The following is a 21,631-nucleotide window of genomic DNA, read 5'->3' as shown; positions in this document are numbered from 1 at the left end:
GTCCGCCGGTTCGCTCGGCGAGCTGGACCGCGGTGGCGCCCGAGGCGGTCTTGACCTTCCGCACGAACACCATGAGCCTGACCCTACCCAGGCAATTAGTGTGTCAGCACACCCACTCGCAACCCGCTGACCAGCACAAACGCGAGCCGATCAACGAAAATCACCAAAAGTGGCACGAGTCAGGAGAGATTCAAAGCCGTCCGCGGCGACGCATGTCCTGGCTGCGATGAAGTCGACCGAACCGGCGATGCCGGAAGGACGGAGGACGACGAGGAGCGCTGGTCACCGCCCCCACCGTTCGAGTTCAACGGCTGACGTCGTTGAACTCGAACGGCACATCCGCCCCACGTGGCAGGCGGCAACGCGGCCCTACTTGGGAACGGACCGGTACATCTATTGGGGCCAGGCGTCGAAGCGCTGATGTTGAGTGCGCGGTTCAACGGTCGGCAACGGGCTTTCGAGAGACGGCTGTCTTCCTCGCCGCGGTGAGCCGAACCAACGCGCGGACTGCCTCGTGGCGGAGGTCATAGAACTCATACCAGACCTGCGCGAGTCGTTCGAAGTCTTGGAGCCGGACGTCGACCGTCACCTCCGGCGGCTGGCCCTTCTTTGGCCTGCTGACCTTGAATACCTGGTCGGTGGGGTGGCCGTTCTCATCAGTGGCACGGATGCCATGGACGGCGAAGTTCCGCTCGTCGTAGGCGGCAAGATATCTTTGAGCCAGTCGTCCAAGCTCCGCTTTCGCGGTGTCGATCTTGCAGCCAGCAGGCAGCTCGGCTAGTTCGTGCAGCGCGTTTCCGAGCTCTTTACCGGAGGCGGCGTGGATCGTTCCCGGTGGCTTGTCGACCAACTCTCGGCTCAACGCGACGAGTTGAGCAAGGACGATGTCACATTGGGCCGATTCTGTGATGACTCTGCCGACGGAGTAGGCGTAGTCCTCCTCTCGCCATGGCAGTGGGTTCAGCTGCAACCCGGAATGCGTCACGGGAGTCCAGCCCAACCACCGGTCTTCCAGCTCAGCAGCCGCGTGGTCTGGAGTTCTATGAACCCAGCGGCTGCGATGAAAGGACACGGGTGCTCTTCCGCTCAGGCAGACCTCGACGCCGACGTCGGGAAGTAGGCGGATAGTTCGGACGTCGCGGTGGCCCACATCGAGTAGCACGTCACCATCGGGGGTGACGATCTCGACGTTTCCTTGCACGCCCAGCACGAGTACCTGCGGCTCGCCCTGGTCGCTGTAACCGAGGGTGGCAGCGACTATCTCCTCGCGCGACCGGCCCAGTTGGAGAAGAGCCGTGAGACCGCGTATGACTGGCTCTTCCTCGACCGGGCTCGATCCCGTGAAGTTCGACACGACACCACCATAGGTTTCCGCACTGATTACATCGAGCAGGCGGGCGAAGGCTGTGCCGTGGAGCGCCCGCCCGCCTGCTTCGTGTGTCGATCCGTCAGTTGGCCCCGCCTGCGAGGTGCCCGGGAGTAGGGCCTCGGCGAGCACTACGTGTATGGATGTCTCGTAGACATCACCTTGGCGAGACAGCCTGCTTGTCGGGTCTATGCGCGCGGTTTCGGGGCGGGTCGGTGTCTCATCTTCGGCCACTTCGCTATCCGGGGTTTCTGAGACATCGAGGGGTGGCACCGTCGCCGTGTGACCGCTTTCTCGACGGATCTGTTCAGTGAGTTCTATGCGGTCGTGCTCGACCACGAATACCGCGGCCCGCTGCGCTGGTCGCCAATCCATCATGGGTGGCGGAGACGAGGCTTGGTCGGGTGGGCCAAGGCGCCCATCGATGGTGACGATGCCGACGAGGGTCACGAGACCGACGAGGAGCGGCGTGCGGCCGCGCTGACGTTGAGTGCCGACTTCCTCGCGTCTGATACCTGTCACCGGTGTCGGCGCAGGCCCCGGGCCGCGTCTCATTTCATCGCGCCCGACGTGTTCGGAGAGCCCGTCGTGTACTGCGTTCAGGTGCCCGCCTACGACGTGGTCAGCTCTGGCGGCGGTACCGGTACGAAGAAGCACTGGGGATCACCGTGGGGGTGCCAAGCGGTCAACAGCGCCATTGTCAAGGCTCCAGTTCCGACGGTGAGTAGCTTCGGCGTCGTCGGAGCCCTCGTCTACGGGGAGCCCTTACCGGCCGACGACGTTCTGCAGCCGGACTGGTGCACTCGGTGCGTCAGGTCTGCTTGGAGATGCCGGGACTCGATTGCCGGGTCATCGCATGGTCGCGAGGAACACGACGACAGGGTCAAGTTTCTAGCCCGTGAAATCCTGCGTCGTTTCTGAGCCCACCGCCTTGTGGTGGCGGTAGTAGGTGGCCCTGGACCAGCCGACCATCCTCGCCGCGTCCGCGACGGTCTGCTCCTCGTTGGTGACGAGGTGCTGCACGGTGCGCACCTTGCGGGCCAGCTCGTCGGGGTCGGCGGCCGGCCGTCCGAGCTTCACCCCGCGGGCCTTGGCTGCGTCAACGCCTCCTTGCACTCGCTCGCGGATCAGTCCGCGTTCGTACTCGGCGAAGGTGGCTATGAGGTTGAGCATGAGCTGGCCCTCACGGGTGGAGGGATCGATGCCGTCGGACAGTGACCTGATCACGACGTTGCGTTCGATGAGGTCGTTGACCGTGGTGATTACGTCGATCATCGACCGTCCGATGCGGTCGATCCGCCACACGACCAGCTCGTCGCTGGGGCGCAGGCGCACCTCCAGGTCGGACCATCCGGGCCGGGTGCTGGCCTTCTTGGACCCGGAGACCTGGTCGGAGTAGATGTGGTCCTCGCCGACGCCGACCTCGACCAGCGCCCGGCGCTGCAGATCGTCGACCTGCTTGTCCCTGGTCGAGATCCTCGTGTAGCCGAACTTCATGCGTTTGCTCCTTGTCTTCACGGTGGCGGTGTGGGTGCTTGGCGAGGGCTACCCGCGCCGCCGGCCGGGGCTGGTCGTCTTCCACTGGCCGACGTACCCAGCGACCCATCGCACGGCGAACGCGAGCCCGGCGAGGGCGCACGCGGTCCCGAGGCCGGCCCCGATGCCCTTGACGACTCGCAGCCACGTGGCGGCCTGGGGGGTCATGGCGATCTGCCAGCCGAACACGACACCCGAGACGACGATGATTCCGCCGAGCGCGACGGTCGCTGCGGGTAGCAGCGTGAGGCACAGGGCACCGGCTGCCGTCCAGAGCTGACGGGCCTCGATCTTCGCGGCGAGGGCCATGACCTTCTCGGCCTTCTCGTGGGCGGAGTCGACGCGTTCGGTCACCGCGGTGATCGCGGACTCTGCCGCCGTCTGGGTGACCTGCTCGATCGATGCCGCGGCCTGCGATTGGATCCGCTGAACGGCCCCGTGCACCTGGTTGACGAGCTCGTCGCTCGCGGCGGCCTGCGCGGTGAGCCGGTTACATGCTGAAGTCGTCGTCGAGTGATTCCGTTTCGCCTCGGTCAGCAAAGCCTGGGTTGCGTTGTTCAGGTTCTCGCCGTCGAGCGAGGTCAGGAACGTGGCCAGCGTCGTCTCGATCGCGTCGAGCCTGTTCTCGACGCCTGCGGTCTGCGGCGGCCTGCTGCTGGACGGCGACCAGGTCGACCGCAGGTTCTGAACGTATTGGGCCAGCGTCTTCACCTGTTCGCCCAGCTCCGTGATCCGCTCGTTCCGGCTCTCGTCGGCGGCCAGGATCGAGGTCAAGACGGTCATCATGGCGTCGGAGGCCTCGAGCGGTTGCTGCGGCCCGTTGTGCTCGTTCTGCTGCCGCTGCTGCGCGTCCTGCCGCTTCAGCCTGTCGAGCGATGCGGTCATCGTCTTGCTCCTTCATGTGCTGGTGGTAGTCGAAGAACGCGGCTGCGCCCTGCGGGGTGAAGTCGGCGGACAGCCGCGAGCACAGGGCCCGGCGCTCGGCTCGGCGGGAGTCGTCGCGGCGGTCCTGGATCTTCAAGGTCCAGACCGGGTCGCCGGTCTTCTTGTGCGTGGTGGTGATCAGGCGCATCCGCGGCACCCGATCTCCGTGCTCGTCGGTCTGCTGGTTCTGGTCCTCCAGGACAGCCCGCAGGCCGTCCTCGTTGACCGAGCGGGGATCGTCCAGCGCGGCCTGGAACCGGTCGCCCATCTCGCGGTCGAGACCGTCCTGCGTGAAGTCCTCCCAGCGGATCTCCCAGTCCTGCGGAGCCAGCTGCGGCCGGCGGGCGACCGACAGGCCGTGCTCGCGCATCAGCTCGTCGTTGGCTGACTGCACGCCGCGCTGTCCGCCCTGGTCCGGGCGGTCTCGATGGGTGCGGTAGTTGTCCAGCGCCCGAGCCGTCTCGCGGTGGTGGTTGATGATCAGAAGGTGGTTGTGCGGCTGGCCGCCCTTGCCGTCGAGGTGCGTGACGACCAGGGCATCGGAGTGCGGGTGCATCTTCTTCGCCAACAGGTACCCCAGGTCGTTGACCCGCTGGACGTCCTCGGGGCTGTCCGGGTCGAACTCTCCCGCGCTGAAGGACTGCCTGTAGTGCAGTGCCTCGACCTGGCGGTTGTTCGCCTGGGCGAGCGCCCGGGCGGCCCGCGACCAGGAGCCAGGACCGCCGGGCACGTCGCACGAGATCGCGGCACCGCGTGAGTCGTCCTGGCCGCGGACGTAGGCCTCGGAGTCGGCCGCGGAGCGGCTCGGAGAGTAGTACGTCGTGCTCATGACGCGACCCGGTCCCCGAGCAGCTCACGGACCTCGCGCAACAGGCCGATCAGCTCCGGAACGTCCGGGCTCAGCGTGACTGGTTGACCGGCGCGCGCGCGGGCGTCCAGGTCGTTGACGTTGATCGCCAGCGGACGCACCTGCGCGGCCAGCCTGCGAGCATCCGCCGAGACCTGCACCCGCGCCTCGATCTGCAGCAGCGCGGAACCCACGGCGGCGTCGACCTCGTCCGTTCGGCGCTTATCCAGGGCATCCCGAGCGACCTGCTTGAGCCAGGTACTCGGCCGCAGCCCGAGCCGCGCCGCGCGAGTACGAACGGCCTCGAACGTCGCCTCGTCGAAGCGTGTATCGATCTTCGACCGGCCACGACGGCAAGGCTTCTCGACGCCAGGATCATCCGAAGCGCCCTGCGACGGTGTGTGGATCGCATCTACGACAGGGCAAGCAGTAGCGGTGTCGGACACCTCGCTTCGCTCGGACCGTTGACCGCTGCTTGCCAGGGGGCCGCTCCGCGCCCCCTGGACCCCCGGGGAGTGCTCAGTGATCGTCGTCATCGCAGTCACCGCCCTCGACGTGATCCGGGCTCTGCGCGGATACCTCGACGGGCCTTGTGGTGTCCGAAGATTCGGCGCTGATCCGCTCACGCAGGAGCGCCTGGATCTGTCCGGACTCCAACGTGGCACGAAGCGTCTGCACGGCCTCGGCGTCGTCTGCGCCGACGGACTTCGTCAGCCACACGCCCAGCTCCTGACGTGCAGCAAGCAGAGCCTCCTTGGCCGCCTTCGACTCGGCCCTCTTCGCGGCCCGGATCTGGCGGTCCAGCTCACGGCGCTTGATCTCCATCTGCTCGACGGTCCTAGCGTTGTTCTTGCTCATGATTCGTTCCTTCGTTCATCTGTGGTTGTTGGAGGGCGGGTCAGCGCATGAGACCCGCGGGGCGGGGCCCGTCTGCACCGGTCCGGTGGGACGCTCATACGACCGACAACTTGTTGCACCGGCCGTGGTGCCCGAAGTGGCACCATCCCGGGTTGCACGTCTGACCCGCGTGCCACTCGTGCTCCGTGCAGTGCGATCCGGGGCCACTGTCGTGCGCGTCGTGGTTGGCAGGAACCGTGATCGGGTTGCCGTTCTTGTACGGGCGCACGAGGTCGTAGAGCTTCGCGCCGCTCGGTCCGCTGCTCAGCGAGAGATATCCCGAGTCGACGAGCACGCTCAGTGCTTGGATGAGCGTGGCCTTCTTGCCGCTGACCGCCTGGCAGATCACCGTGGTCGACTGGGTGGACTGCGTCTTCTCCATGAACACGGAGATTTCAGCCATGTACTTCGTCGGAGCCCACGCGGAGTCGTCTGCGGGCGTCATCAGGACATCGCAGCCCGACCCGTCGGCCATCGACTCGTTCGGATTCACGATCAGCTTCGCGGCGACCTGTCCCGTGACGAAGTGGCCGCTGCGATCCTTCGTGCACGTGAGCACGGCTTCGCCCGCGCGACCCTTCGCGAACGCCATGCCTGTCTTCACTTCCTGGATGAACTGGACGCCGGAGAGAGCAGCGCGCTTACGTTGCGATCCGATGGGTGAAGGCGCTGTGGTCTTCGCCTTCGGAAGATGGTCGAGAAGGAGGACAGCCGGTCCGCGCCGCGCGATGCGAGTGGCGATCCGCTGGAACCACCGGGCGACGGCGTCATCGGAGTTCGGGTCGCATCCCTCCAAGGCCATCGACTCGCCTGTCGAGTCGAGCACCACGAGCGTCGGCTTCAACCGGTCAAGGCTGTCCTCGACCACGCTCGCACCGTGCTTGAACGATTCGTCCGGGTGGATGTACGCAAACCGCTTCGGGTCGACGATGTCCCATGGCTTGACGCCCATCGACAGGAGCCGGCCGACGACTCCGATCTCGTTGTCCTCGAGGTCGATGACCATCGCCGCATTCCCGTCCTGCAGTTCGCTGGCCACGGCCTGGAGCGCCGTCCAGGTCTTGCCGCAGCCGGACTCGCCGGCCAGGCCGTTCGTCCGTCCCGCGTAGAGCCAGTTCGACCCGTCGGCCAGACGGCCCACGGTCGGGCGAGGAGTGGACAGGGTGCCCGACTGAAGGCCGGCGACGATGTCGCCCAACTCGACGGGACACCAAGACGTGCCTGCGATAAACTTGCCGGAGTCGCCCGCCACCACGCTGGAGACCATGGACGCCGCCCCGCCCGGGCGGCGTTCTTCGTTTTCTACCGGCATGCGACCACCGCCAGCACCGGGGCCAGCAGGACCAGCTCGACGCGGGCAGCGCGGGCAGGCCCGCGTGCCAGACAAACCCTCCGGGCGGCTCCGGCTCGTGCCTCGCCAGAAACTGTCTTGGTCGTAGGCAAGTGAGCCGATTCGGTCAGGAGACCTCGAGGTGACCGTAGCCTGATTGATAACTGACCATAGGCTGATGTTGTCTTGTTGTTGGCAAGCCCGCGCACGGGACAAACCCTCCGCGCGGCCCTGGCTCGTGCCTCGCCAGACACTGGGACTCGCTTCGCTCGCAAGAGGCTCGTTTGGACGCAGACCAGTGAGTTGATTCGGTCAGGGGCGCTATGCGTTGACCGTGCGCCGACCGTGTGCCGGCCGCATGCTGACGTTGTCCTGTTCCCATGTGCGTCAGGGGACCGTGACAGATCGTCCTGTTCCCCTGTTCCGTCCCGTTCCCGAAGGTGGGAACAGGACGATGCGGAAGGCCGAAACGTCCTGTTCCCTGTTCCCCCTCTATAAGGGAACAGGAAGAACAGGACGGTTCGAGGGTCGGAATAGGCGATCTGGGCGATTGCTGAAACCCTGACCTGTTCCCGACCGGAACAGGTCAGGTCAGCCACATGCGAACTTCCATCCGACCACGACCAAAGCGAGCGCAGCGAGCGTCCCGAATATCCGATTCGCTCGGCGCTCGTGAAGCCACCATCGCCTCTGACGCCAAGCGAGCGCAGCGAGCGTTCAGGGCGTGCGATTCGACCGGTGTTCATGAGGTCGCCACCGCCCCTGACCAACCAGCGGCATGCGCGACGGCGTTCAGGACGAGCCGGGCATGACGATCGTCGAGACCGACCAGCACATCGGCCAGTGCGACCATGCACGTCGGGTCGGCCAACGACGCGGCGATCCGTAGGATGCGTCGTTCGCCGCCGGACAGTTCACCGGCCGCGTCGGCGAGCGTCGCGTCGAAGCAGGTGCATGTGTCATCGGTGGCGATCCGGATCCACGGCCCGTGGAGCAGTCGTCCGTCGACGGCGCTGATCAGCAGCTCGACGCCTGCCTCGGTCGGCAGGATGCCCGACGCCCAGGCGCGCAGGCCGACGACGGTGTCTTTCCCCGGTGTTGAGGGGATGAGATTGGAGCCTTCGAAGGCGGTCATGATGTCACCCGATCGGGCGGGCACTGAGCGTTGGCGTAGTGCTCGTCGACCCACGACTCGACATCGGACCGCCGATAGCGGATCGCCTTCGGTCCCAGACGGAACCACTTCGGGCCGGGAGACTCGTGTCCGTGTGACGCCTGGTGCCGCCACCAGCGCAGCGTGCCGGCCGCCACCCCGGTGAGTGCCTGGACCTGGACGTCTGTCAGTAGGGATCCGGTGTGTAGTGCGGGGGACTCATCCGGCGTTGCCGGGAGGTTTGACTGGCTCATGCTGATAATCCTTAGTGAGGTTGTCGATGGTATGCGTAACTCGCATAACGATAGCTCGACTCAGCGATGGACACAACCGTCTGACGCATACTATGTTTGTGCGCATGGCGAATACTGAGGGTGAGTCAAGCCCTGGACATGAGCAAGCGCTGGAGGAGGCCGCAATCGACTTCGGTCGGCGGGTCAAGAAACTCCGAAGAGCGGCCGGCCTGACACAGCGACAGCTGGCCGACCGGCTCAGTCAGTGGGGGAGGAGCTACCACCAGACGACTATCGCCAAGCTCGAGGCGGGCAGTAGACCGACAACATTGGATGAATTGACCCCGCTCGCAGTGGCCTTGGGGGTCTCACAGCGCGAGTTCTTCGATGACCCGTCCCCGGCCGACCGCGCCGAGCACAAGGTTAGGGAGGCCGAGCAGGAGGTGTTGAAGCTCCGAACTGACTTGGAACTGACGCACTCGCGCTTCGTGCAGTTGCATCGAGAACTGCGCAATGCGGTCAATCTCTACTCGAGCCGGGTATCGGTATTACGCGAATACGATCCGGAGGGTGCCGCCGAAAGGCGTCGCGCCATCGAAGAGCATGAAATGCTCCTGGATGAACTTGATGCCGAAGCCGCGGTTGAACGACGTGAGACAGAGAAAGACTTGGCCGATACCTGGCGGCAGGATCAGCTCTGATGGCCAGCAAGAGCATCAAGAAGGAGACGATCCGCTGGAAGGACAAGGCCGGCGACGCCCGCGAAGCGGAACGGTGGGTGGCCCGCTACCGCGATGAGGCGGGCCGACAGCACAAGAAGAACTTTGGCCGCCGGGTCGATGCCCAGCGTTGGCTGGACGAGACCACGGCTGCCATCGTGACCGGCAGATACGTCGACCCGAGCGCTGGCAAGATCACCTTCGCCGCGTTCTACCGCGAGTGGAGCCGCAACCAGATCTGGCTGTCCAACTCGAGGGAGAATGCCGACCTGGCGGTCAGGTGCTGCACCTTCGAGGACCTTCCGCTGCGGAAGATCCGCAAGAGCCACGTCGAGGCGTGGGTGAAGCACATGTCCAGCACCCTTGCGCCGACCACCATCGAGACGCGCTTCGTGATCGTGAGATCCGTTCTGCGTGCGGCGGTGGCCGACAAGGTGATCGCAGAGGACTCAGCCCACGGAGTCGTGCTGCCCCGGAAGCAGAAGGCCGAGGCGGCAATGGTGATCCCGACACCGCAAGAGGTGGGTCTGCTGATCGCCAACGCCGACCAGACGAAACGGACGTCCACGCGAGTCGGATTCCGTGCGTACGTTGCGCTCTGTGCCTTCGCCGGCCTGCGCAGAGCAGAGGCTTTGGGGGTCCAGGTCAACGACATCGATTTTCTCCGCCGCCAGCTGCGCGTCAGCCGACAGGTCCAGCGCGCCAAGCCGGCTGACATAGCCGCTGGCATGGGCATTGTGGAGGCGACGGGCTCGACGAAGGTCATGGTCCGGCCGCCGAAGTACGGTTCTGAGCGGACGGTCTACCTCCCCGATGAGTTGATCCAGATCCTCGCCGAGCACATCAAGAGGTTCACTCCCGATGGTGAGCCGACCCGCTGGCTGTTCGCCGACAATCAGGGTAAGCCATGGCACGACAACTCGGTGACCTGGCGGTGGCGTGGCGTACGCACCGCGACGGCGCTGGGCACTCGGTTGCACGACCTGCGCCACTTCTACGCCTCCGGGCTGATCGCCGCCGGCTGCGACGTCGTCACCGTCCAGCGCGCCCTGGGACATGGCTCCGCCACCACGACGCTGGATACGTACAGTCACCTCTGGCCGACCGCCGAGGATCGGACGCGTGACGCGGCCTCCGGTATGGCGCGACAGGCATTAGCGGAAGGTGCCACAGGGCGCATGCCGGGCGCAAAAGGAACGAATGGCGTCCACGGTATTCAACAAGACAAACATGCCTGAAGTGCATAACCGCTGGTGGAGCAACAGGCTCGGACGCAACAAACTATGCCAACTGCGCATATGCGGGATGCAGTACTTCCCCTGGTATTTCTAGCGACGAGCGGTTAGGGCAATCATCCTGGCGTGAGGCATCGAAGGGCCACTTCGACGGTTCATGCAGAGTGCTAGAATGGAATTTTAAGATGTCATTGAAAGGGTCTCTTAAAACGTGATTGAGATCACTAACACATGATCTTAATCACAGTGAGATCGGTCACAACGCAATCCTGGACGCTTCTAAAATAAGAATGTGAGCGTCCGTAGAGTTATAAGGCATCGTTTCGGACGAGACTTGATCCCCAATATCAAGCGCCCTGTCACGAGGCAGACAACCCCTGCGCGACTGTGGCTGATGACGGCAATGGGCGTCATCCTCGGCCTGGTGGGCGGCTTTGCCGCTGTGTTGTTGTTCAAGATGATCGGTTTGATCACCCACCTGACGCTGCTGCACGATGTCGGGACGGACCTGCCGAGCCTTCGCGGGTACCACCCGGGGCCGTTGCTGCTCCTGGTGACGATCGGTGGTGCCGTCCTGGTCTCATTGATGGCGGCCTGGTCTCCAGTGATCCGCGGCCACGGCATACCCGAGTCGCTTGAGGCGATCTTGACTCGGGACAGTCGTATTCGCCCGCGAGCGGCTGTCGCGAAGCCGTTGTCCGCGGCGATCTGCATCGGCACCGGAGGACCCTTCGGTGCGGAGGGACCGATCATCGTGACCGGCGGCTCGGTGGGCTCACTACTCGGCCAGGCGCTGTCGGTCTCGCCGACGGAGCGGAAGATCCTGCTTGCGACAGGGGCCGCGGCCGGTATGTCCGCAACGTTCAACGCCCCGCTAGCGGCAATCGTCTTGGCGATCGAGCTGTTGTTGTTCGAGCGCAGCATGCGCACGATTATTCCGGTGGCAACAGCGGCCGCGGTCGCCGCCGCTATTCGCGTCATGCTGATGGGAGCGGTCCCGCTTTTTGCGGTGCAACGGCATCTGTCGGTAAGCCCTTTGCACCTACCTCTTTTCATTGTCGTCGGCGCTCTTGCCGGATTGCTCGCGGTCGTTATGGACAAGGGTCTCTTTGCCGCGGAGGCAGGATTTCGTGCGCTACCGGTCCGCCAGTTTTGGTGGCCGATCATCGGGGCCGCGGCCTACGGCATCATTGGGCTATTTGTGCCTCGAACACTGTCGATGGGCTACTCGGCGATCACGGACACGCTCAATGGCCATTTCGCCATAGGAATGCTCGGAACGCTGTTCATCGCAAAGCTCATCTCCTGGTGGTTCGCTCTTGGCTCCCAGACCTCTGGCGGCACGCTCGCACCGATGTTCCTGGTCGGCGCGACCATGGGCGCCTGCGTCGGTATGGGCCTTACCGCCGTGTTTCCCTCGATGCATCTGGTGCCCGCCGCGTTCGCACTCGTGGCCATGGGTGCGGCATTCGGGGCCGCCGCGAAGGCCCCGTTCACGGCGATCATCTTCTGCACCGAGGTCACCGGCGAGTACTCCATGATCGTTCCGCTCATCATCGGAGTGGTCACCGCTGAACTTGTTGCGGGGCCGTTCTTCGAGGATCGCGCGATGACCGAGAAGCTGTTCCACCGCGGCATGCGTGTCGACTTCGACATGTGGACCGGGATCCTGCACCAGCGGGTCGTGCGGCAGGCGATGCGTCCGGCTACCTGCCTGGATGCGCACGAGACCGTGGCGCGCGCAATGCAGCTGATGGCGGCCGAAGGTACTCCTGGGGTTGCCGTCACCGAGGCAGCGGGCAAGTACCTGGGTGTGGTGTTCGCCGACGACCTGGCACGGCGGGCGTCCGCACAGGACAGCGACAGGATTCCGATCGGCGTGATGATCGATCACGGAGTCAGGCCCCTGCTGCCGCGTGAGTTCCTGGACGCCGCACAGCTGCACCTGATCGAGGCGCGGGCCACCGTGCTGCCGGTCGTCAAGGACGGCCGAGTGCTCGGACAGCTGAGCCGGGCGGACATCGACTCGGAGCACGTCAAGCAGCGTCGACTCGAAACCATTCAGCCCGGCGCACTGCGCCTGGCGGGCAACCGGCGCCGCTCGCGGCAGGTAGGTGCCGTTGCCACCCGCGTCGCTCTCGACGAACCGAGCCCGGTCGGCCACCGTGTGACGCCGAGCACGATGGTCGCCGCGGTGGCACATGAGCCCGAGCCCATCGTCGAGAAGCACCGGACTGCAACGCCACCCGTTGCCCTGGGCCGGGTCGATCGGCTCTGTGAGCGGTATGCCGATGCGGCCGCGCGGTTGCGCGGCGTGTCCCTGACCTCCCGCCTCACCGGCGCGCACGCCATGGCAGCTGTTGCAGACGACTGGCTCGATCTCGGCGACCGCGGCAAGTCCCAGGAGTGCATCGACGCGCTGTGCGCCTACCTGCGCCGGCAACCGGGCATCGACATCGACATCGACATCGACGGAGGCCGTGCCGCAGACACCCGCGTGCGGGAGACCATCACCCGCATCATCACGGCCCACCTGCAACCGACGGAGAGTCCCGGCTGGATGGGCATGGACCTCGACTTCACCGGGGCACGTTTCACCGGCACGCACACCTTCGACGGTGCGGTGTTCGCCGGCGGCCGGGTCAGCTTCGAGGACACGGAGTTTGCCGCAGGTGAGGTCTCGTTCGTAGGCATGATCATCACCGGCGGTGAAGTCTCCTTCCTCGGTGCGGAGTTCTCCGGTTGCCAGGTCAGCTTCAACTTCGCCGAGTTCGCCGGAGGTGAGGTCTCGTTCGACGGAGCGGGATTCACGGGAAGTTCGGTGACCTTCAACTTCGCCGAGTTCTCAGGCGGCACAGTCAGCTTTGTCGGTGGTGCTCGGGTCGCTGCGCGAGAGCTCTCCTTCCTCAGCCCCACCGAGTTCGTCGATGGTGAGGTGTCTTTCGAAGACGCGGTGTTCTCGGGTGGTGAGGTCTGCTTCGACACCGCGGCGTTCTCCGGTGGTCAGGTTTCGTTCCAGAATGCGAAGTTCCCCGGCACCGGCGAGGTCACCTTCCGAAGCGCAGCCTTTGACGTCGCGGTGTCCGGGCCGTGGCCCGACACCACTCCGCCGTGGACTTGGCCGCCGACGTCGGAGCGCGTCCCCAGCCCCGAAAAACGCTGATCGGCTACGGTCATCTGATTGCCAGAGCGGGTGCACAGCGAGGACGCGTCGCCGGAATGGTGGTTTATCCTGCCTTCCGGTCAGCGACGCACCAGCACCAGGTGTCGGTCGACGTGGGTGTGCAGGTCCAGCCGTGGTCTGATGCCGGACTGATGGGCGGCGATCAGGGCACTGACGATCGTGGCGATCAGGCAGATCCCGCCACAGATCATCATTGCTGCGGGTGCGCCGAACCTGTCGGCGAGCCACCCGGACACCGGGCCGCCCACCGGGGTGCCACCCATGAATACCATCATGTACAAGCTCATCACCCTGCCGCGCACCTTCGGGTCGCTGGCGAGCTGCACCGAGGCGTTCGCGGTGGTGCTGAAGGACGTGGACGCAAGACCGCACACCGCGAGGAGGGCCATGAACGCCAGCAGCCACGGGGTCACGCTCAGCACGATCATCAGCCCCGAGAAGGCGGCCGCGACCGCAAACAGGAATCCGAGCCGCGCGCTCGATCGTCGCGCGGCCAGCGCTGCACCCAACAGAGAACCGATCGCCAGGGCGGTGTTGAGCAGTCCGTAAACGCTGGCGCTCGTGTGGAAGGTGTCTTTGGCGTAGGCGGACAAGAACACCGAGAAGTTGTATCCGAACGTGCCGATGAAGAAGACCATCACGATGATCCACAGGATCTGTGGCCTGGCTGCGACGTACCGAAAACCCTCGCGGAGCTGGCCGCGCTCCCGGCTGGCCAGGGGAAGGTGGTGCAGGAGGTCCTTTCGCATGGCCAGCAGTGCGACGATGGTGGCCGCGTAGGACGCCGCATTGATCGCGAAGGCGATGCCGGATCCGGTCGCGGCGATCAGCAGGCCGGCGACCGCCGGCCCTACCAGACGTGCGAGCTGGAAGGTGGCGGTGTTCAGACTGACCGCATTGCGGACCAGCCGTGGGGACACCATCTCGTTGACGAATACCTGCCGAGTGGGATTGTCGACCACGGTGACCAGGCCGAGCGCGAACGCGACGGCATCCACGTGCCAGACCGTGACTGCCCCGGTCAGAGTCAGCACAGCGAGCACGGTCGCAAGTGCCCCCATGATGGCCTGGGTGACCACCAGGATGGTCCGCTTGGGGAACCTGTCGATGGCCAGTCCGCCAAGGACACCGAACAGCAGTACCGGCAGGAACTGGAGCGCGGTGGTGATGCCGACCGCGAACGGCGAGTTGGTCAGCTGCAGCACCAGCCAGTCCTGCGCGATGCGCTGCATCCAGGTGCCGGTGTTGGAGATCACCTGACCGGTGAAGTAAAGGCGGTAGTTGTACTCCTTCAGCGCGGCAAACATCGGCACGGACTTGCTGTGCGCAGTAGCGGTTTTGCGCTCGGTGTGCTCAATCGTGACACTCGGGATCTCTACGTCCTCAGCACTTGTCGGTGGGGTGTTCGAGGTTGCCGTGGTGTCCGTCAGTGCGTCTGTGACCTGGTCGCCGTCATCGGTCATGCCAGTTCGGCCAGTCGCCGCAGGGCGGGCGCCGCGGCCGTGATTGCGGCCCGGTCCGTGGAGTTCAACTGGTCGAACTGGCATGCCAGCCACTCGGTACGAAGCGCCCGGATCTCCTCTGCCAGCTCATCGCCCGCGGCCGTACGCGAGACCAACAGTTGCCGACGATCATCGAGATCGCGATGCCTGCGCACCAGACCACGGGCTGCGAGTCGATCCAGGATGTGGGTCATCGACGGGGGTTGGACGTGCTCACAGCGTGCAAGGGTGGCCGGTGTGACCGGCCCCATTCTGCCGACGCGGCCGAGAACCGAGGCCTCTGAGGGGGACAGGGTGCCCTCGGCCTGTTGATGACGCATCCGCCGGGCCAGGATCAGCACTGCGGCCCGCAACTCTCCAACTGTTCCGTCGGCGATGCCGTCCAGGAGCGGTGTAGAACCATCCATGTAGTTAGTTTATCTTATTAGTTTTCCTCCATAAACCCTGGCAGTGCCCTGCGGAGTGTGCAGGGGATGGCGCGCCGAGTGCCCGAATGGAGGGGGCGAAGGCCTACTGAGCCGCAGAGTCCTCGGGCGCTGCGGGATGCAGCCGTGCGTGGCGCTCTGCCGCGCGCCGACCCAGCTCCACCGTCGCGTATGAGGCGGCAACCCCCAGTGCGGTCGCGCCGAGAGCGACGGCCGAGCCCCTCTTCTCGATGCCGAGCGCGTGGTCAAGAGAGAGCTTGCCCGGGCCGGACTCGACCAGCGTGGCCAGCGCGGCGATGATCGTGATGTTGTACTCGTACCCGCCGCCCGAACTCCACACCCCATTGGGTGCGTGCACCTTGCGGATTGCGGTGGTCATCACGCCGATGAGGCTCGACGCGGCGAGGGGCGTGGCCAGCCCCGTGGCAAGCAGGGCACCGCCAACTGTCTCGGTTGCTCCGGCCGCCAGGGCATTTCGGCGCGTCGGGTACATCTGCAGGGCATCCATCATCTTCTCGGTGCCCTCCAGGCCTGGACCGCCGAACCAGCCCATGAGCTTCTGCGTGCCGTGGCCGATGAAGAGGCCACCAACGACCGTGCGTGCTGCCAGACGAGCAAATTGCATGAGGCATCTCCCCTTCGGGGTGATCTCGAGTGATGAAGTTGAATGTGCAACTACTCTACGCCGTGTGATCGGGCGTCATTCGACTGGCTGACCAGCGTGTGCGGCTCTACCGGGGCGGCGTAGCGTCAAAGGGTCGAACGATCAAGCGCAAGGAGAGCAGATGCCTACCACTCAGAGAATGTCCATCCCCGACGTCGATGCAGACGCATACAAGGCCGTGCTCGGGCTGGAGAAGTACGTCCACTCCGGAAGTCTCGACGAGCAGCTGCTGTCGATCGTGAAGACCCGCGCTTCCCAGATCAACCACTGTGCGTGGTGCCTGGACATGCACATCGAGGAGGCACGCAAGGCCGGAGTCGAGCAGCGCAAGCTCGACCTGATCGCGGCGTGGAGCGAGGCGGGTGCGCTGTTCGACGGACGCGAGCAGGCTGCCCTGGCCTTCACCGAGCAGGTCACCTTGATCAGCCAGGACGGGGTCACCGACGACGTATGGAGTGCCGTCCGGGGGGTTTTCGACGAGAAGGAGACGCTGACCCTGCTGATGGCCATTGCCGCGATCAACGTGTGGAACCGGATGAACGTGACCGCACGCACCGACCTGCCCGCGCAGCCCGCCACGGCCGGCTGACACGGCGTGCAGCGGGTCGTTGCGGTGACACCAATGATCGGGTGCGGCGGTCCTCATGACGACGTTGGATGATTTCGCCACGTTGGCGAGCCAGGAGCACGGTTTGGTGGTGGTCTCCACGGTTCGTGGGGACGGGACGGTGCAGGCCTCGCTCGTCAATGCCGGCGTGCTGAACCACCCAGTGACCACGCACCCGGTGCTGGGCTTTGCCACCTACGGACCGGTGAAGCTGGCTCATCTTCGTGCCCGCCCACAGGTTGCGGTGACGGCACGTTCCGGCTGGCAGTGGGCAACCATCGAAGGCAGGTCGCAGCTGTGCGGGCCCGACGACCCGGACCCGCGAGTTGATGACGACAGGTTACGGCTGCTGCTGCGTGAGGTGTTTGTCGCTGCCGGCGGCGAGCACGACGACTGGGCCGAGTATGACCGGGTGATGGCGCAGCAGCGCCGGTGCGTCGTGCTGGTCGCACCAGACCGCTGCTACAGCAACGCGCCGGAGTAGGCACCGCGTCGGTGCCCGCGTACCGACATCAGGAGCAGCGACGACTGCGCGATCAAACTGCCCGATTGCGCGCCGGCCTGGGAGACTGGACCATGAGCATCTGCCAGGACGAAAGTGCGGTGCAGTGCGCCTACGACGAGGTTGCCGACACGTACGCCGACCACTTCCGGGCAACCGAGCCCGAGCTGCCCATCGAACTCGCCATGATCGAGCACTTCAGCTCGCTGCTACCCGACCCGCGGCGAGTGCTCGACGCCGGATGCGGAGCCGGGCGGATGATGCCGCTGCTCGATGCCCTGGGCTGCCGGGTCGACGGGATGGACCTGTCGCCGGGAATGGTCCGTCGCGCCCAGGCCGACCACGGCCAGTTCCACTCCCAGGTTGGTTCCCTGACGGCCCTGCCGTTCCCGGATCACGCATTCGATGGCGTGTTCTCGTGGTACTCGACGATCCACAACCCCGACGACGACCTTGCACGGATCCTGCGGGAGGCACATCGGGTGCTACGTCCAGGCGGCGCCCTACTGCTCGCGTTCCAGTGTGGTGAGGGCATCAGCGACGTTTCGGAAGGTTACCGACGCCGAGGCCACGACATCACCCTCCACCGCTACAACCGCACCGCCGAGCAGATGTCGGTCAGGCTTACCCACACGGGTTTCGACGAGACCGCGCGGCTGGTTCGGCGCGCCGCGGCCCACGAGCGGAGCGACCAAGCCGTCCTCATCGCGACCTCCACGACGAACGACATCAGCCGCCACGGTCGCATCGACCCATCAGTTCTGTCGGCGCCCGCATCCCGCAGGTAGATGCTCCTCGTGCCCAGTGGCTTCGCCTTGAAGACCATGAACGGTGTGGACCGCGCCCTGTTGAAGCTGCGTTTCGGCACGGTCGATTGGTCGTTCTCCGGCATGCCCGCCTTGGAGCTGGCCACGATCGGGCGTAGGAGCGGGCTGCCTCGCTCGGTCATGCTTGCGTCCCCGCTGCAGGGTGCGTCGAAGCAGTCGAAGCAGTCGATGCGGGCGCGGGTCGCGACATCGGACGAGCGAGCCCGGATGTGCCCGCAGATCGCCGGCCGGTACAAGAACTACGCCGGTTGCCAGCGGAAGACCGAGCGAGAGATCCCCCTTGTCCTGCTTGAATCGGCATCCTGAGTGGATGCGCCGGGCCTACCAGGTGCCGCGGTGCTCGGGCACACGGGCGATGAGTGGTAGGCCAACCAGCAGCACGATCGCCGTGGCGAGGTAGAACCAGGCCTGGACGATCCCGGGGCTGCCCGAGCCCGCGAGGAGCGCGGTCGCGATCGAGACGGTGACGATCGAGCCGAGCTGCAGGCTCATGGAACGCAGGGCGGCCAGGGTTGCGGCGTGCTGCGGAGCAAGCTGCAAACCGGCATTGCGACACGGCGGGTTGATGGTTCCGCCGCCGACGCCGACCAGGAACGCTGCGCCGGCCAGCCAGGCGAAGGACGTGATGCCGCCGAGCGGCCGCGTCGCGAGGAGCACCACGCCGGCGATGATCAGCACGGAGCCCACGAGCAGCGGCGGTCGGTATCCGGTGCGCCGCAACGTGAACGCGACGATTGTCGACAGCGCCACCGCCGCAATGCCCTGGGCAATGAGGAGCAGCCCCGACCCGAGTGCGCTGATGCCGTACCGGTTGGCTGCATACAGCGGCAGCAGTACGATCACGCCCTGGGTGATCCCGCCGTAGACGACGTTGATCAGGTTGACCGGGCCGAATCCCGGGCCATGGATCAGGTGTGGCGCGATGAAGGGATGGGACGACCTGCCCAGATGGCGGAAGAACGTCGACAGCGCCGCCAGCGCCACGAGCAGCGGCGCGATGAACGGTGCTGACAGCGGCCGGGCGCCTGTCTCGCCCAGGTAGCTTGCGGCGAGCATCCCCGCAAGCAGGCCGATGCCGAGCAGGCTCATTCCGGTCGCGTCCAGGCCCCCGCGGCTGCGACCCGGCTGCGCGTGGTCTCGTGGGATGTAGCGCAGCGCGAGCACGACGACGACGAGGCCGACGGGCACGTTGACCAAGAACACCCCGCGCCAGGTCCAGTAGGTCACGAATAACCCGCCGAAGATCGGGCCGATCATGGCACCGACCGGGAAGATGCTGCCGAACAGGCCAACCGCGCGGTCTCGGGCATCGCCGAAGTGGTCCACGATGATGCCGGTGGCCGACGGCGTGAAGCCGGCCCCGGCGCCGGCCTGGACGGCACGTAACGCGATCAGGACATAGATGTTGGTGGCGGCGCCGCAGCACAGCGAGGCGATAGTGAAGGTTGCGACCGAGGCCAGAAAGACCCTGCGGCGGCCAAGTCGTTCGCTTAGCTTGCCCGTCACCGGCAGCATCAGGATGAAGCCGAACGAATAGGCGGTGAGTGTCCACCCGGCCCAGTTGATCGACGTGCCGAGCCCGTGCTGCAGGGAGCGCAGCGCGGTCGCGACGATGGTCGAGTCGACGGACATCATCATCAGCGCCAGCGCGATGGTCGTGAAGATCAGGCCACGACGAACCGGCCGGTTGTCCCTGGCCGCCACTCCGAGTGCACCCGTGTCGCCGGTGTCGTGCTCGACCCTCATCGTGGGGTGGGATACAGCGGTGCCACGGCCTGCGGTGCCCATATCCCATGCATAACCTATTTATTATCTCTCACCGGTTCTTTACCCTTCCACTGGGGTTTCATCCAGTGGTGACGTTGCGCAGTGGCTTCGCGCCTTCGGGAAGTGGGACGGACATGGGCCATAACTGATGATGATGGGATAAAGGGTTAGCATGGAAGGTATGCGACGGCCCCTTACCGGTGAACCTCTCGCCGTCGACCTGATCAACACCCGCTGGCGACATCACGGTGCTGACCTCGACCTGCTCGAGACGCTCGACGGGCTCGGGCAGTGGCTCGAGGAGTCCGGTCAAGACCTCGGGCCGGTGCGTGAGCCGGTCCGGGCTGCCCTGACCCAGGCGCGGGATGCGCTGTGCGGCGCCGTCGAGGGACGGCCTGGGGCCGAGGAGGCGATCAACGCGGTCCTCGCCCGCGGCCTGGCCGTGCGATACCTGGACAAGGGGCGCACCATGGAGCGGGTGCTGTTCACCGACGATGACTGGCAGCCTGCCTGGCGCGCGGTGGTCAGCTATCTGGACCTCACGGCGCTCGCCGCCGACGGCATTCGACGGTGCGGCGAACCGGACTGTGTCCTCTACTTCTTCGACCCATCCGGCCGCCGGCGGTGGTGCTCGATGTCCGGCTGTGGCAACCGCGCGAAGGGGCGCCGTTTCCGCACCCGCCACGTGCCGGCAGCGAGCGACCGGTAGGCAGTGCAGTCCCGCCGGGTGCTGGCCGTTTTGACGGCGGCGGGGTTCCTGGTCTTCGCCCAGGCCTTCATGGTCGCACCGCTGCTGCCGCGCCTTGCGCAGCAACTCGGCACGAGTGTCGGCATGATCGGCCTGTCGGTGCCCGCCTATCTCGTCCCCTACGGAGTGATGACGCTGTTCTGGGGCCCGTTGGCGGACCGGTTCGGTCGGCGCCCTGTGATCCTGGTCGCGCTGGCGCTGTTCAGCGTCCTCTCCGCGGCCACGATGGCACTTCCCACGGTGGGTTGGTTCATCGGCGCTCGTGTCGCGACGGGCCTGGGCGCGAGTGGGATCGTGCCGGTCAGCCTGATGCTCATCGGCGACGTGATCCCCTACGAGCAGCGGGGCCATGCGATCGGCTGGCTGTTCGGGGGCATGGCGGGTGGGATGGCGGTCGGATCGACGGCCGGGGCACTGGTCGAACCGTCGATCGGCTGGCAGGGGCTCTTCCTGGTCGTCGCGGGAGTCGGCGCCGTCGTGCTGGCTGCCGCCGTCCGCAGCATCCCTCGGCGCCCCCGCCCGATGTCGCCACCGTCGGCACGGGCGGCCGTGCGCGGCTACGTGCAGCTACTGCAGGACCCGCGTGGCCGGCGCACCTACGAGTACGTCGGGTTCAACGCGGTGCTGCAGTCGGGCATCTACACCTGGCTCGGGCTCTACCTCCACCAGCGATTCGGCCTGGGGCCGGTCGGGATCGGGCTGGGCCTGCTCGGGTACGGGATCCCCGGCTTCGCTCTCGGTCCGTTGATCGGCCGACTGGCCGACCGGCACGGGCGGGCCAGGCTGATTCCGGCGGGCCTGGCGCTCGCTACCCTCGCCTCGGCCGGGCTGGCGGCGCCGGCACCGCTGATCCTGGTGGCCATACTCGTCGCGCTGCTGTCGATGGGATACGACCTGACCCAGCCGCTGCTCGCGGGCATTGTCACCGACCTTCCCGGCCACCGAGGGCAGTCGGTGGCCCTCATGGCCGTCGTGCTGTTCTGCGGGTTCGGAGCAGGCAGCCTGGTGTTCCAGGCAGTGCTGTCGTTCGGTTTCGTTGTTGCCCTGGCTGTATTCGGTGCGGCTGCGGGTGTCGCTGCCCTCGTCGCGGTTCCGGTGTTCTCGGCCGAGCGGTCGGGGCGGCTCGACGCCGACGGCCCCCAGGTGGATGTCACCTGATCCGTCC

At 65.9% G+C, this 21,631-nt stretch carries 23 protein-coding genes; 10 read left to right on the top strand and 13 right to left on the bottom strand.

The window, feature by feature from the left end; genetic code table 11:
• On the top strand, nucleotides 1–230 hold a 230-nt coding region (locus FGL98_RS25935), incomplete at its 5' end, for a hypothetical protein (RefSeq protein ID WP_222432314.1).
• A gap of 206 nt (nucleotides 231–436) precedes the next feature.
• Here the strand turns inward: FGL98_RS25935 and FGL98_RS21090 are convergent.
• The 9 genes from FGL98_RS21090 to FGL98_RS21050 all read right to left on the bottom strand — a co-directional run bounded on the left by FGL98_RS21090 (nucleotide 437) and on the right by FGL98_RS21050 (nucleotide 8,307).
• Entirely contained in the window at nucleotides 437–1,705 is a 1,269-nt protein-coding gene (locus FGL98_RS21090) for a hypothetical protein (protein WP_146320215.1), read from the bottom strand.
• Nucleotides 1,706–2,257: 552 nt separating this feature from the next.
• Nucleotides 2,258–2,863, bottom strand: coding sequence for a recombinase family protein (locus tag FGL98_RS21085; protein ID WP_146320213.1), 606 nt, complete (start codon nucleotides 2,861–2,863; stop codon nucleotides 2,258–2,260).
• 48 nt (nucleotides 2,864–2,911) lie between these two features.
• Nucleotides 2,912–3,346: a hypothetical protein gene (locus tag FGL98_RS21080; protein ID WP_146320211.1), complete on the bottom strand. Its 435-nt coding sequence runs from the start codon at nucleotides 3,344–3,346 to the stop codon at nucleotides 2,912–2,914.
• 46 nt (nucleotides 3,347–3,392) lie between these two features.
• On the bottom strand, nucleotides 3,393–4,655 hold the full coding sequence (locus FGL98_RS21075) for a relaxase/mobilization nuclease domain-containing protein (RefSeq protein ID WP_146320209.1): 1,263 nt from the start codon (nucleotides 4,653–4,655) through the stop codon (nucleotides 3,393–3,395).
• Entirely contained in the window at nucleotides 4,652–5,209 is a 558-nt protein-coding gene (locus FGL98_RS21070; protein WP_146320207.1) for a hypothetical protein, read from the bottom strand. Before FGL98_RS21070 ends, FGL98_RS21075 begins: the two co-directional genes overlap by 4 nt.
• Entirely contained in the window at nucleotides 5,193–5,531 is a 339-nt protein-coding gene (locus tag FGL98_RS21065; RefSeq protein ID WP_146320205.1) for a hypothetical protein, read from the bottom strand. Before FGL98_RS21065 ends, FGL98_RS21070 begins: the two co-directional genes overlap by 17 nt.
• A gap of 94 nt (nucleotides 5,532–5,625) precedes the next feature.
• Complete coding sequence (locus tag FGL98_RS21060; RefSeq protein WP_146320203.1) at nucleotides 5,626–6,882, bottom strand: AAA family ATPase; 1,257 nt, start codon at nucleotides 6,880–6,882, stop codon at nucleotides 5,626–5,628.
• A 760-nt stretch (nucleotides 6,883–7,642) separates the two neighbouring features.
• A complete protein-coding gene (locus tag FGL98_RS21055) occupies nucleotides 7,643–8,035 on the bottom strand; it encodes a P-loop NTPase family protein (protein ID WP_146320201.1) in 393 nt (130 codons plus the stop codon).
• Entirely contained in the window at nucleotides 8,032–8,307 is a 276-nt protein-coding gene (locus tag FGL98_RS21050; RefSeq protein WP_222432313.1) for a helix-turn-helix transcriptional regulator, read from the bottom strand. The genes FGL98_RS21055 and FGL98_RS21050 overlap by 4 nt, the downstream gene beginning before the upstream one ends.
• A 104-nt stretch (nucleotides 8,308–8,411) precedes the next feature.
• Here FGL98_RS21050 and FGL98_RS21045 point away from each other — a divergent pair, with 104 nt between their 5' ends.
• The 3 genes from FGL98_RS21045 to FGL98_RS21035 all read left to right on the top strand — a co-directional run bounded on the left by FGL98_RS21045 (nucleotide 8,412) and on the right by FGL98_RS21035 (nucleotide 13,403).
• Nucleotides 8,412–8,987 carry a helix-turn-helix domain-containing protein gene (locus FGL98_RS21045; RefSeq protein ID WP_186526295.1) on the top strand — a complete coding sequence of 192 codons (576 nt, stop codon included), beginning with the start codon at nucleotides 8,412–8,414 and terminating at the stop codon, nucleotides 8,985–8,987.
• Nucleotides 8,987–10,243, top strand: coding sequence for a tyrosine-type recombinase/integrase (locus tag FGL98_RS21040; protein ID WP_146320197.1), 1,257 nt, complete (start codon nucleotides 8,987–8,989; stop codon nucleotides 10,241–10,243). The genes FGL98_RS21045 and FGL98_RS21040 overlap by 1 nt, the downstream gene beginning before the upstream one ends.
• Before the next feature lie 391 nt (nucleotides 10,244–10,634).
• Complete coding sequence (locus FGL98_RS21035) at nucleotides 10,635–13,403, top strand: chloride channel protein (protein WP_146320195.1); 2,769 nt, start codon at nucleotides 10,635–10,637, stop codon at nucleotides 13,401–13,403.
• Between the two features lie 80 nt (nucleotides 13,404–13,483).
• Here FGL98_RS21035 and FGL98_RS21030 read toward each other — a convergent pair whose 3' ends face one another.
• The 3 genes from FGL98_RS21030 to FGL98_RS21020 all read right to left on the bottom strand — a co-directional run bounded on the left by FGL98_RS21030 (nucleotide 13,484) and on the right by FGL98_RS21020 (nucleotide 15,976).
• Entirely contained in the window at nucleotides 13,484–14,887 is a 1,404-nt protein-coding gene (locus FGL98_RS21030) for an MFS transporter (protein WP_186526294.1), read from the bottom strand.
• Nucleotides 14,884–15,333 carry a MarR family winged helix-turn-helix transcriptional regulator gene (locus tag FGL98_RS21025; RefSeq protein ID WP_146320191.1) on the bottom strand — a complete coding sequence of 150 codons (450 nt, stop codon included), beginning with the start codon at nucleotides 15,331–15,333 and terminating at the stop codon, nucleotides 14,884–14,886. The genes FGL98_RS21030 and FGL98_RS21025 overlap by 4 nt, the downstream gene beginning before the upstream one ends.
• A 103-nt stretch (nucleotides 15,334–15,436) precedes the next feature.
• Nucleotides 15,437–15,976, bottom strand: coding sequence for a DoxX family protein (locus FGL98_RS21020; protein WP_146320189.1), 540 nt, complete (start codon nucleotides 15,974–15,976; stop codon nucleotides 15,437–15,439).
• 160 nt (nucleotides 15,977–16,136) lie between these two features.
• Here FGL98_RS21020 and FGL98_RS21015 point away from each other — a divergent pair, with 160 nt between their 5' ends.
• From FGL98_RS21015 to FGL98_RS21000, 4 genes are all read left to right on the top strand, one after another.
• Nucleotides 16,137–16,604, top strand: coding sequence for a carboxymuconolactone decarboxylase family protein (locus tag FGL98_RS21015; RefSeq protein ID WP_146320187.1), 468 nt, complete (start codon nucleotides 16,137–16,139; stop codon nucleotides 16,602–16,604).
• Nucleotides 16,605–16,659: 55 nt separating this feature from the next.
• On the top strand, nucleotides 16,660–17,106 hold the full coding sequence (locus FGL98_RS21010) for a TIGR03618 family F420-dependent PPOX class oxidoreductase (protein ID WP_146320185.1): 447 nt from the start codon (nucleotides 16,660–16,662) through the stop codon (nucleotides 17,104–17,106).
• Between the two features lie 92 nt (nucleotides 17,107–17,198).
• Nucleotides 17,199–17,912, top strand: coding sequence for a class I SAM-dependent methyltransferase (locus FGL98_RS21005; protein WP_146320183.1), 714 nt, complete (start codon nucleotides 17,199–17,201; stop codon nucleotides 17,910–17,912).
• Nucleotides 17,913–18,257, top strand: a complete 345-nt coding sequence (locus FGL98_RS21000; protein WP_222432312.1) for a nitroreductase/quinone reductase family protein — start codon at nucleotides 17,913–17,915, stop codon at nucleotides 18,255–18,257.
• Nucleotides 18,258–18,272: 15 nt separating this feature from the next.
• Here FGL98_RS21000 and FGL98_RS20995 read toward each other — a convergent pair whose 3' ends face one another.
• Nucleotides 18,273–19,739, bottom strand: a complete 1,467-nt coding sequence (locus tag FGL98_RS20995; RefSeq protein WP_146320179.1) for an MFS transporter — start codon at nucleotides 19,737–19,739, stop codon at nucleotides 18,273–18,275.
• 160 nt (nucleotides 19,740–19,899) lie between these two features.
• Between FGL98_RS20995 and FGL98_RS20990 the strand changes: the two genes are divergently transcribed.
• Nucleotides 19,900–20,427: a CGNR zinc finger domain-containing protein gene (locus tag FGL98_RS20990; protein ID WP_222432311.1), complete on the top strand. Its 528-nt coding sequence runs from the start codon at nucleotides 19,900–19,902 to the stop codon at nucleotides 20,425–20,427.
• A 3-nt stretch (nucleotides 20,428–20,430) separates the two neighbouring features.
• A complete protein-coding gene (locus FGL98_RS20985; RefSeq protein ID WP_222432310.1) occupies nucleotides 20,431–21,624 on the top strand; it encodes an MFS transporter in 1,194 nt (397 codons plus the stop codon).
• The last annotated feature ends 7 nt before the right edge of the window (nucleotides 21,625–21,631 follow it).

The organism is Leekyejoonella antrihumi (genome assembly GCF_007845645.1).
Classification (GTDB): domain Bacteria; phylum Actinomycetota; class Actinomycetes; order Actinomycetales; family Dermatophilaceae; genus Leekyejoonella; species Leekyejoonella antrihumi.
The sequence above is the reverse complement of the archived record's forward strand: the minus strand, read 5'-3'. Positions and strand labels throughout refer to the sequence as shown.

Bases quoted from the DNA above. Each gene is read 5' to 3' on its own strand.
- FGL98_RS21030 (WP_186526294.1), bottom strand. From the start codon at position 14,887: ATGACCGATGACGGCGACCAGGTCACAGACGCACTGACGGACACCACG.
- FGL98_RS21020 (WP_146320189.1), bottom strand. From the start codon at position 15,976: ATGCAATTTGCTCGTCTGGCAGCACGCACGGTCGTTGGTGGCCTCTTC.
- FGL98_RS21015 (WP_146320187.1), top strand. From the start codon at position 16,137: ATGCCTACCACTCAGAGAATGTCCATCCCCGACGTCGATGCAGACGCA.
- FGL98_RS21070 (WP_146320207.1), bottom strand. From the start codon at position 5,209: ATGACGACGATCACTGAGCACTCCCCGGGGGTCCAGGGGGCGCGGAGC.
- FGL98_RS21055 (WP_146320201.1), bottom strand. From the start codon at position 8,035: ATGACCGCCTTCGAAGGCTCCAATCTCATCCCCTCAACACCGGGGAAA.
- FGL98_RS21085 (WP_146320213.1), bottom strand. From the start codon at position 2,863: ATGAAGTTCGGCTACACGAGGATCTCGACCAGGGACAAGCAGGTCGAC.
- FGL98_RS21000 (WP_222432312.1), top strand. From the start codon at position 17,913: ATGCTCCTCGTGCCCAGTGGCTTCGCCTTGAAGACCATGAACGGTGTG.
- FGL98_RS21035 (WP_146320195.1), top strand. From the start codon at position 10,635: ATGACGGCAATGGGCGTCATCCTCGGCCTGGTGGGCGGCTTTGCCGCT.
- FGL98_RS21010 (WP_146320185.1), top strand. From the start codon at position 16,660: ATGACGACGTTGGATGATTTCGCCACGTTGGCGAGCCAGGAGCACGGT.
- FGL98_RS20990 (WP_222432311.1), top strand. From the start codon at position 19,900: ATGCGACGGCCCCTTACCGGTGAACCTCTCGCCGTCGACCTGATCAAC.
- FGL98_RS20995 (WP_146320179.1), bottom strand. From the start codon at position 19,739: ATGGGCACCGCAGGCCGTGGCACCGCTGTATCCCACCCCACGATGAGG.
- FGL98_RS21050 (WP_222432313.1), bottom strand. From the start codon at position 8,307: ATGAGCCAGTCAAACCTCCCGGCAACGCCGGATGAGTCCCCCGCACTA.
- FGL98_RS21040 (WP_146320197.1), top strand. From the start codon at position 8,987: ATGGCCAGCAAGAGCATCAAGAAGGAGACGATCCGCTGGAAGGACAAG.
- FGL98_RS21065 (WP_146320205.1), bottom strand. From the start codon at position 5,531: ATGAGCAAGAACAACGCTAGGACCGTCGAGCAGATGGAGATCAAGCGC.
- FGL98_RS21005 (WP_146320183.1), top strand. From the start codon at position 17,199: ATGAGCATCTGCCAGGACGAAAGTGCGGTGCAGTGCGCCTACGACGAG.
- FGL98_RS21045 (WP_186526295.1), top strand. From the start codon at position 8,412: ATGGCGAATACTGAGGGTGAGTCAAGCCCTGGACATGAGCAAGCGCTG.
- FGL98_RS21060 (WP_146320203.1), bottom strand. From the start codon at position 6,882: ATGCCGGTAGAAAACGAAGAACGCCGCCCGGGCGGGGCGGCGTCCATG.
- FGL98_RS21025 (WP_146320191.1), bottom strand. From the start codon at position 15,333: ATGGATGGTTCTACACCGCTCCTGGACGGCATCGCCGACGGAACAGTT.
- FGL98_RS21075 (WP_146320209.1), bottom strand. From the start codon at position 4,655: ATGAGCACGACGTACTACTCTCCGAGCCGCTCCGCGGCCGACTCCGAG.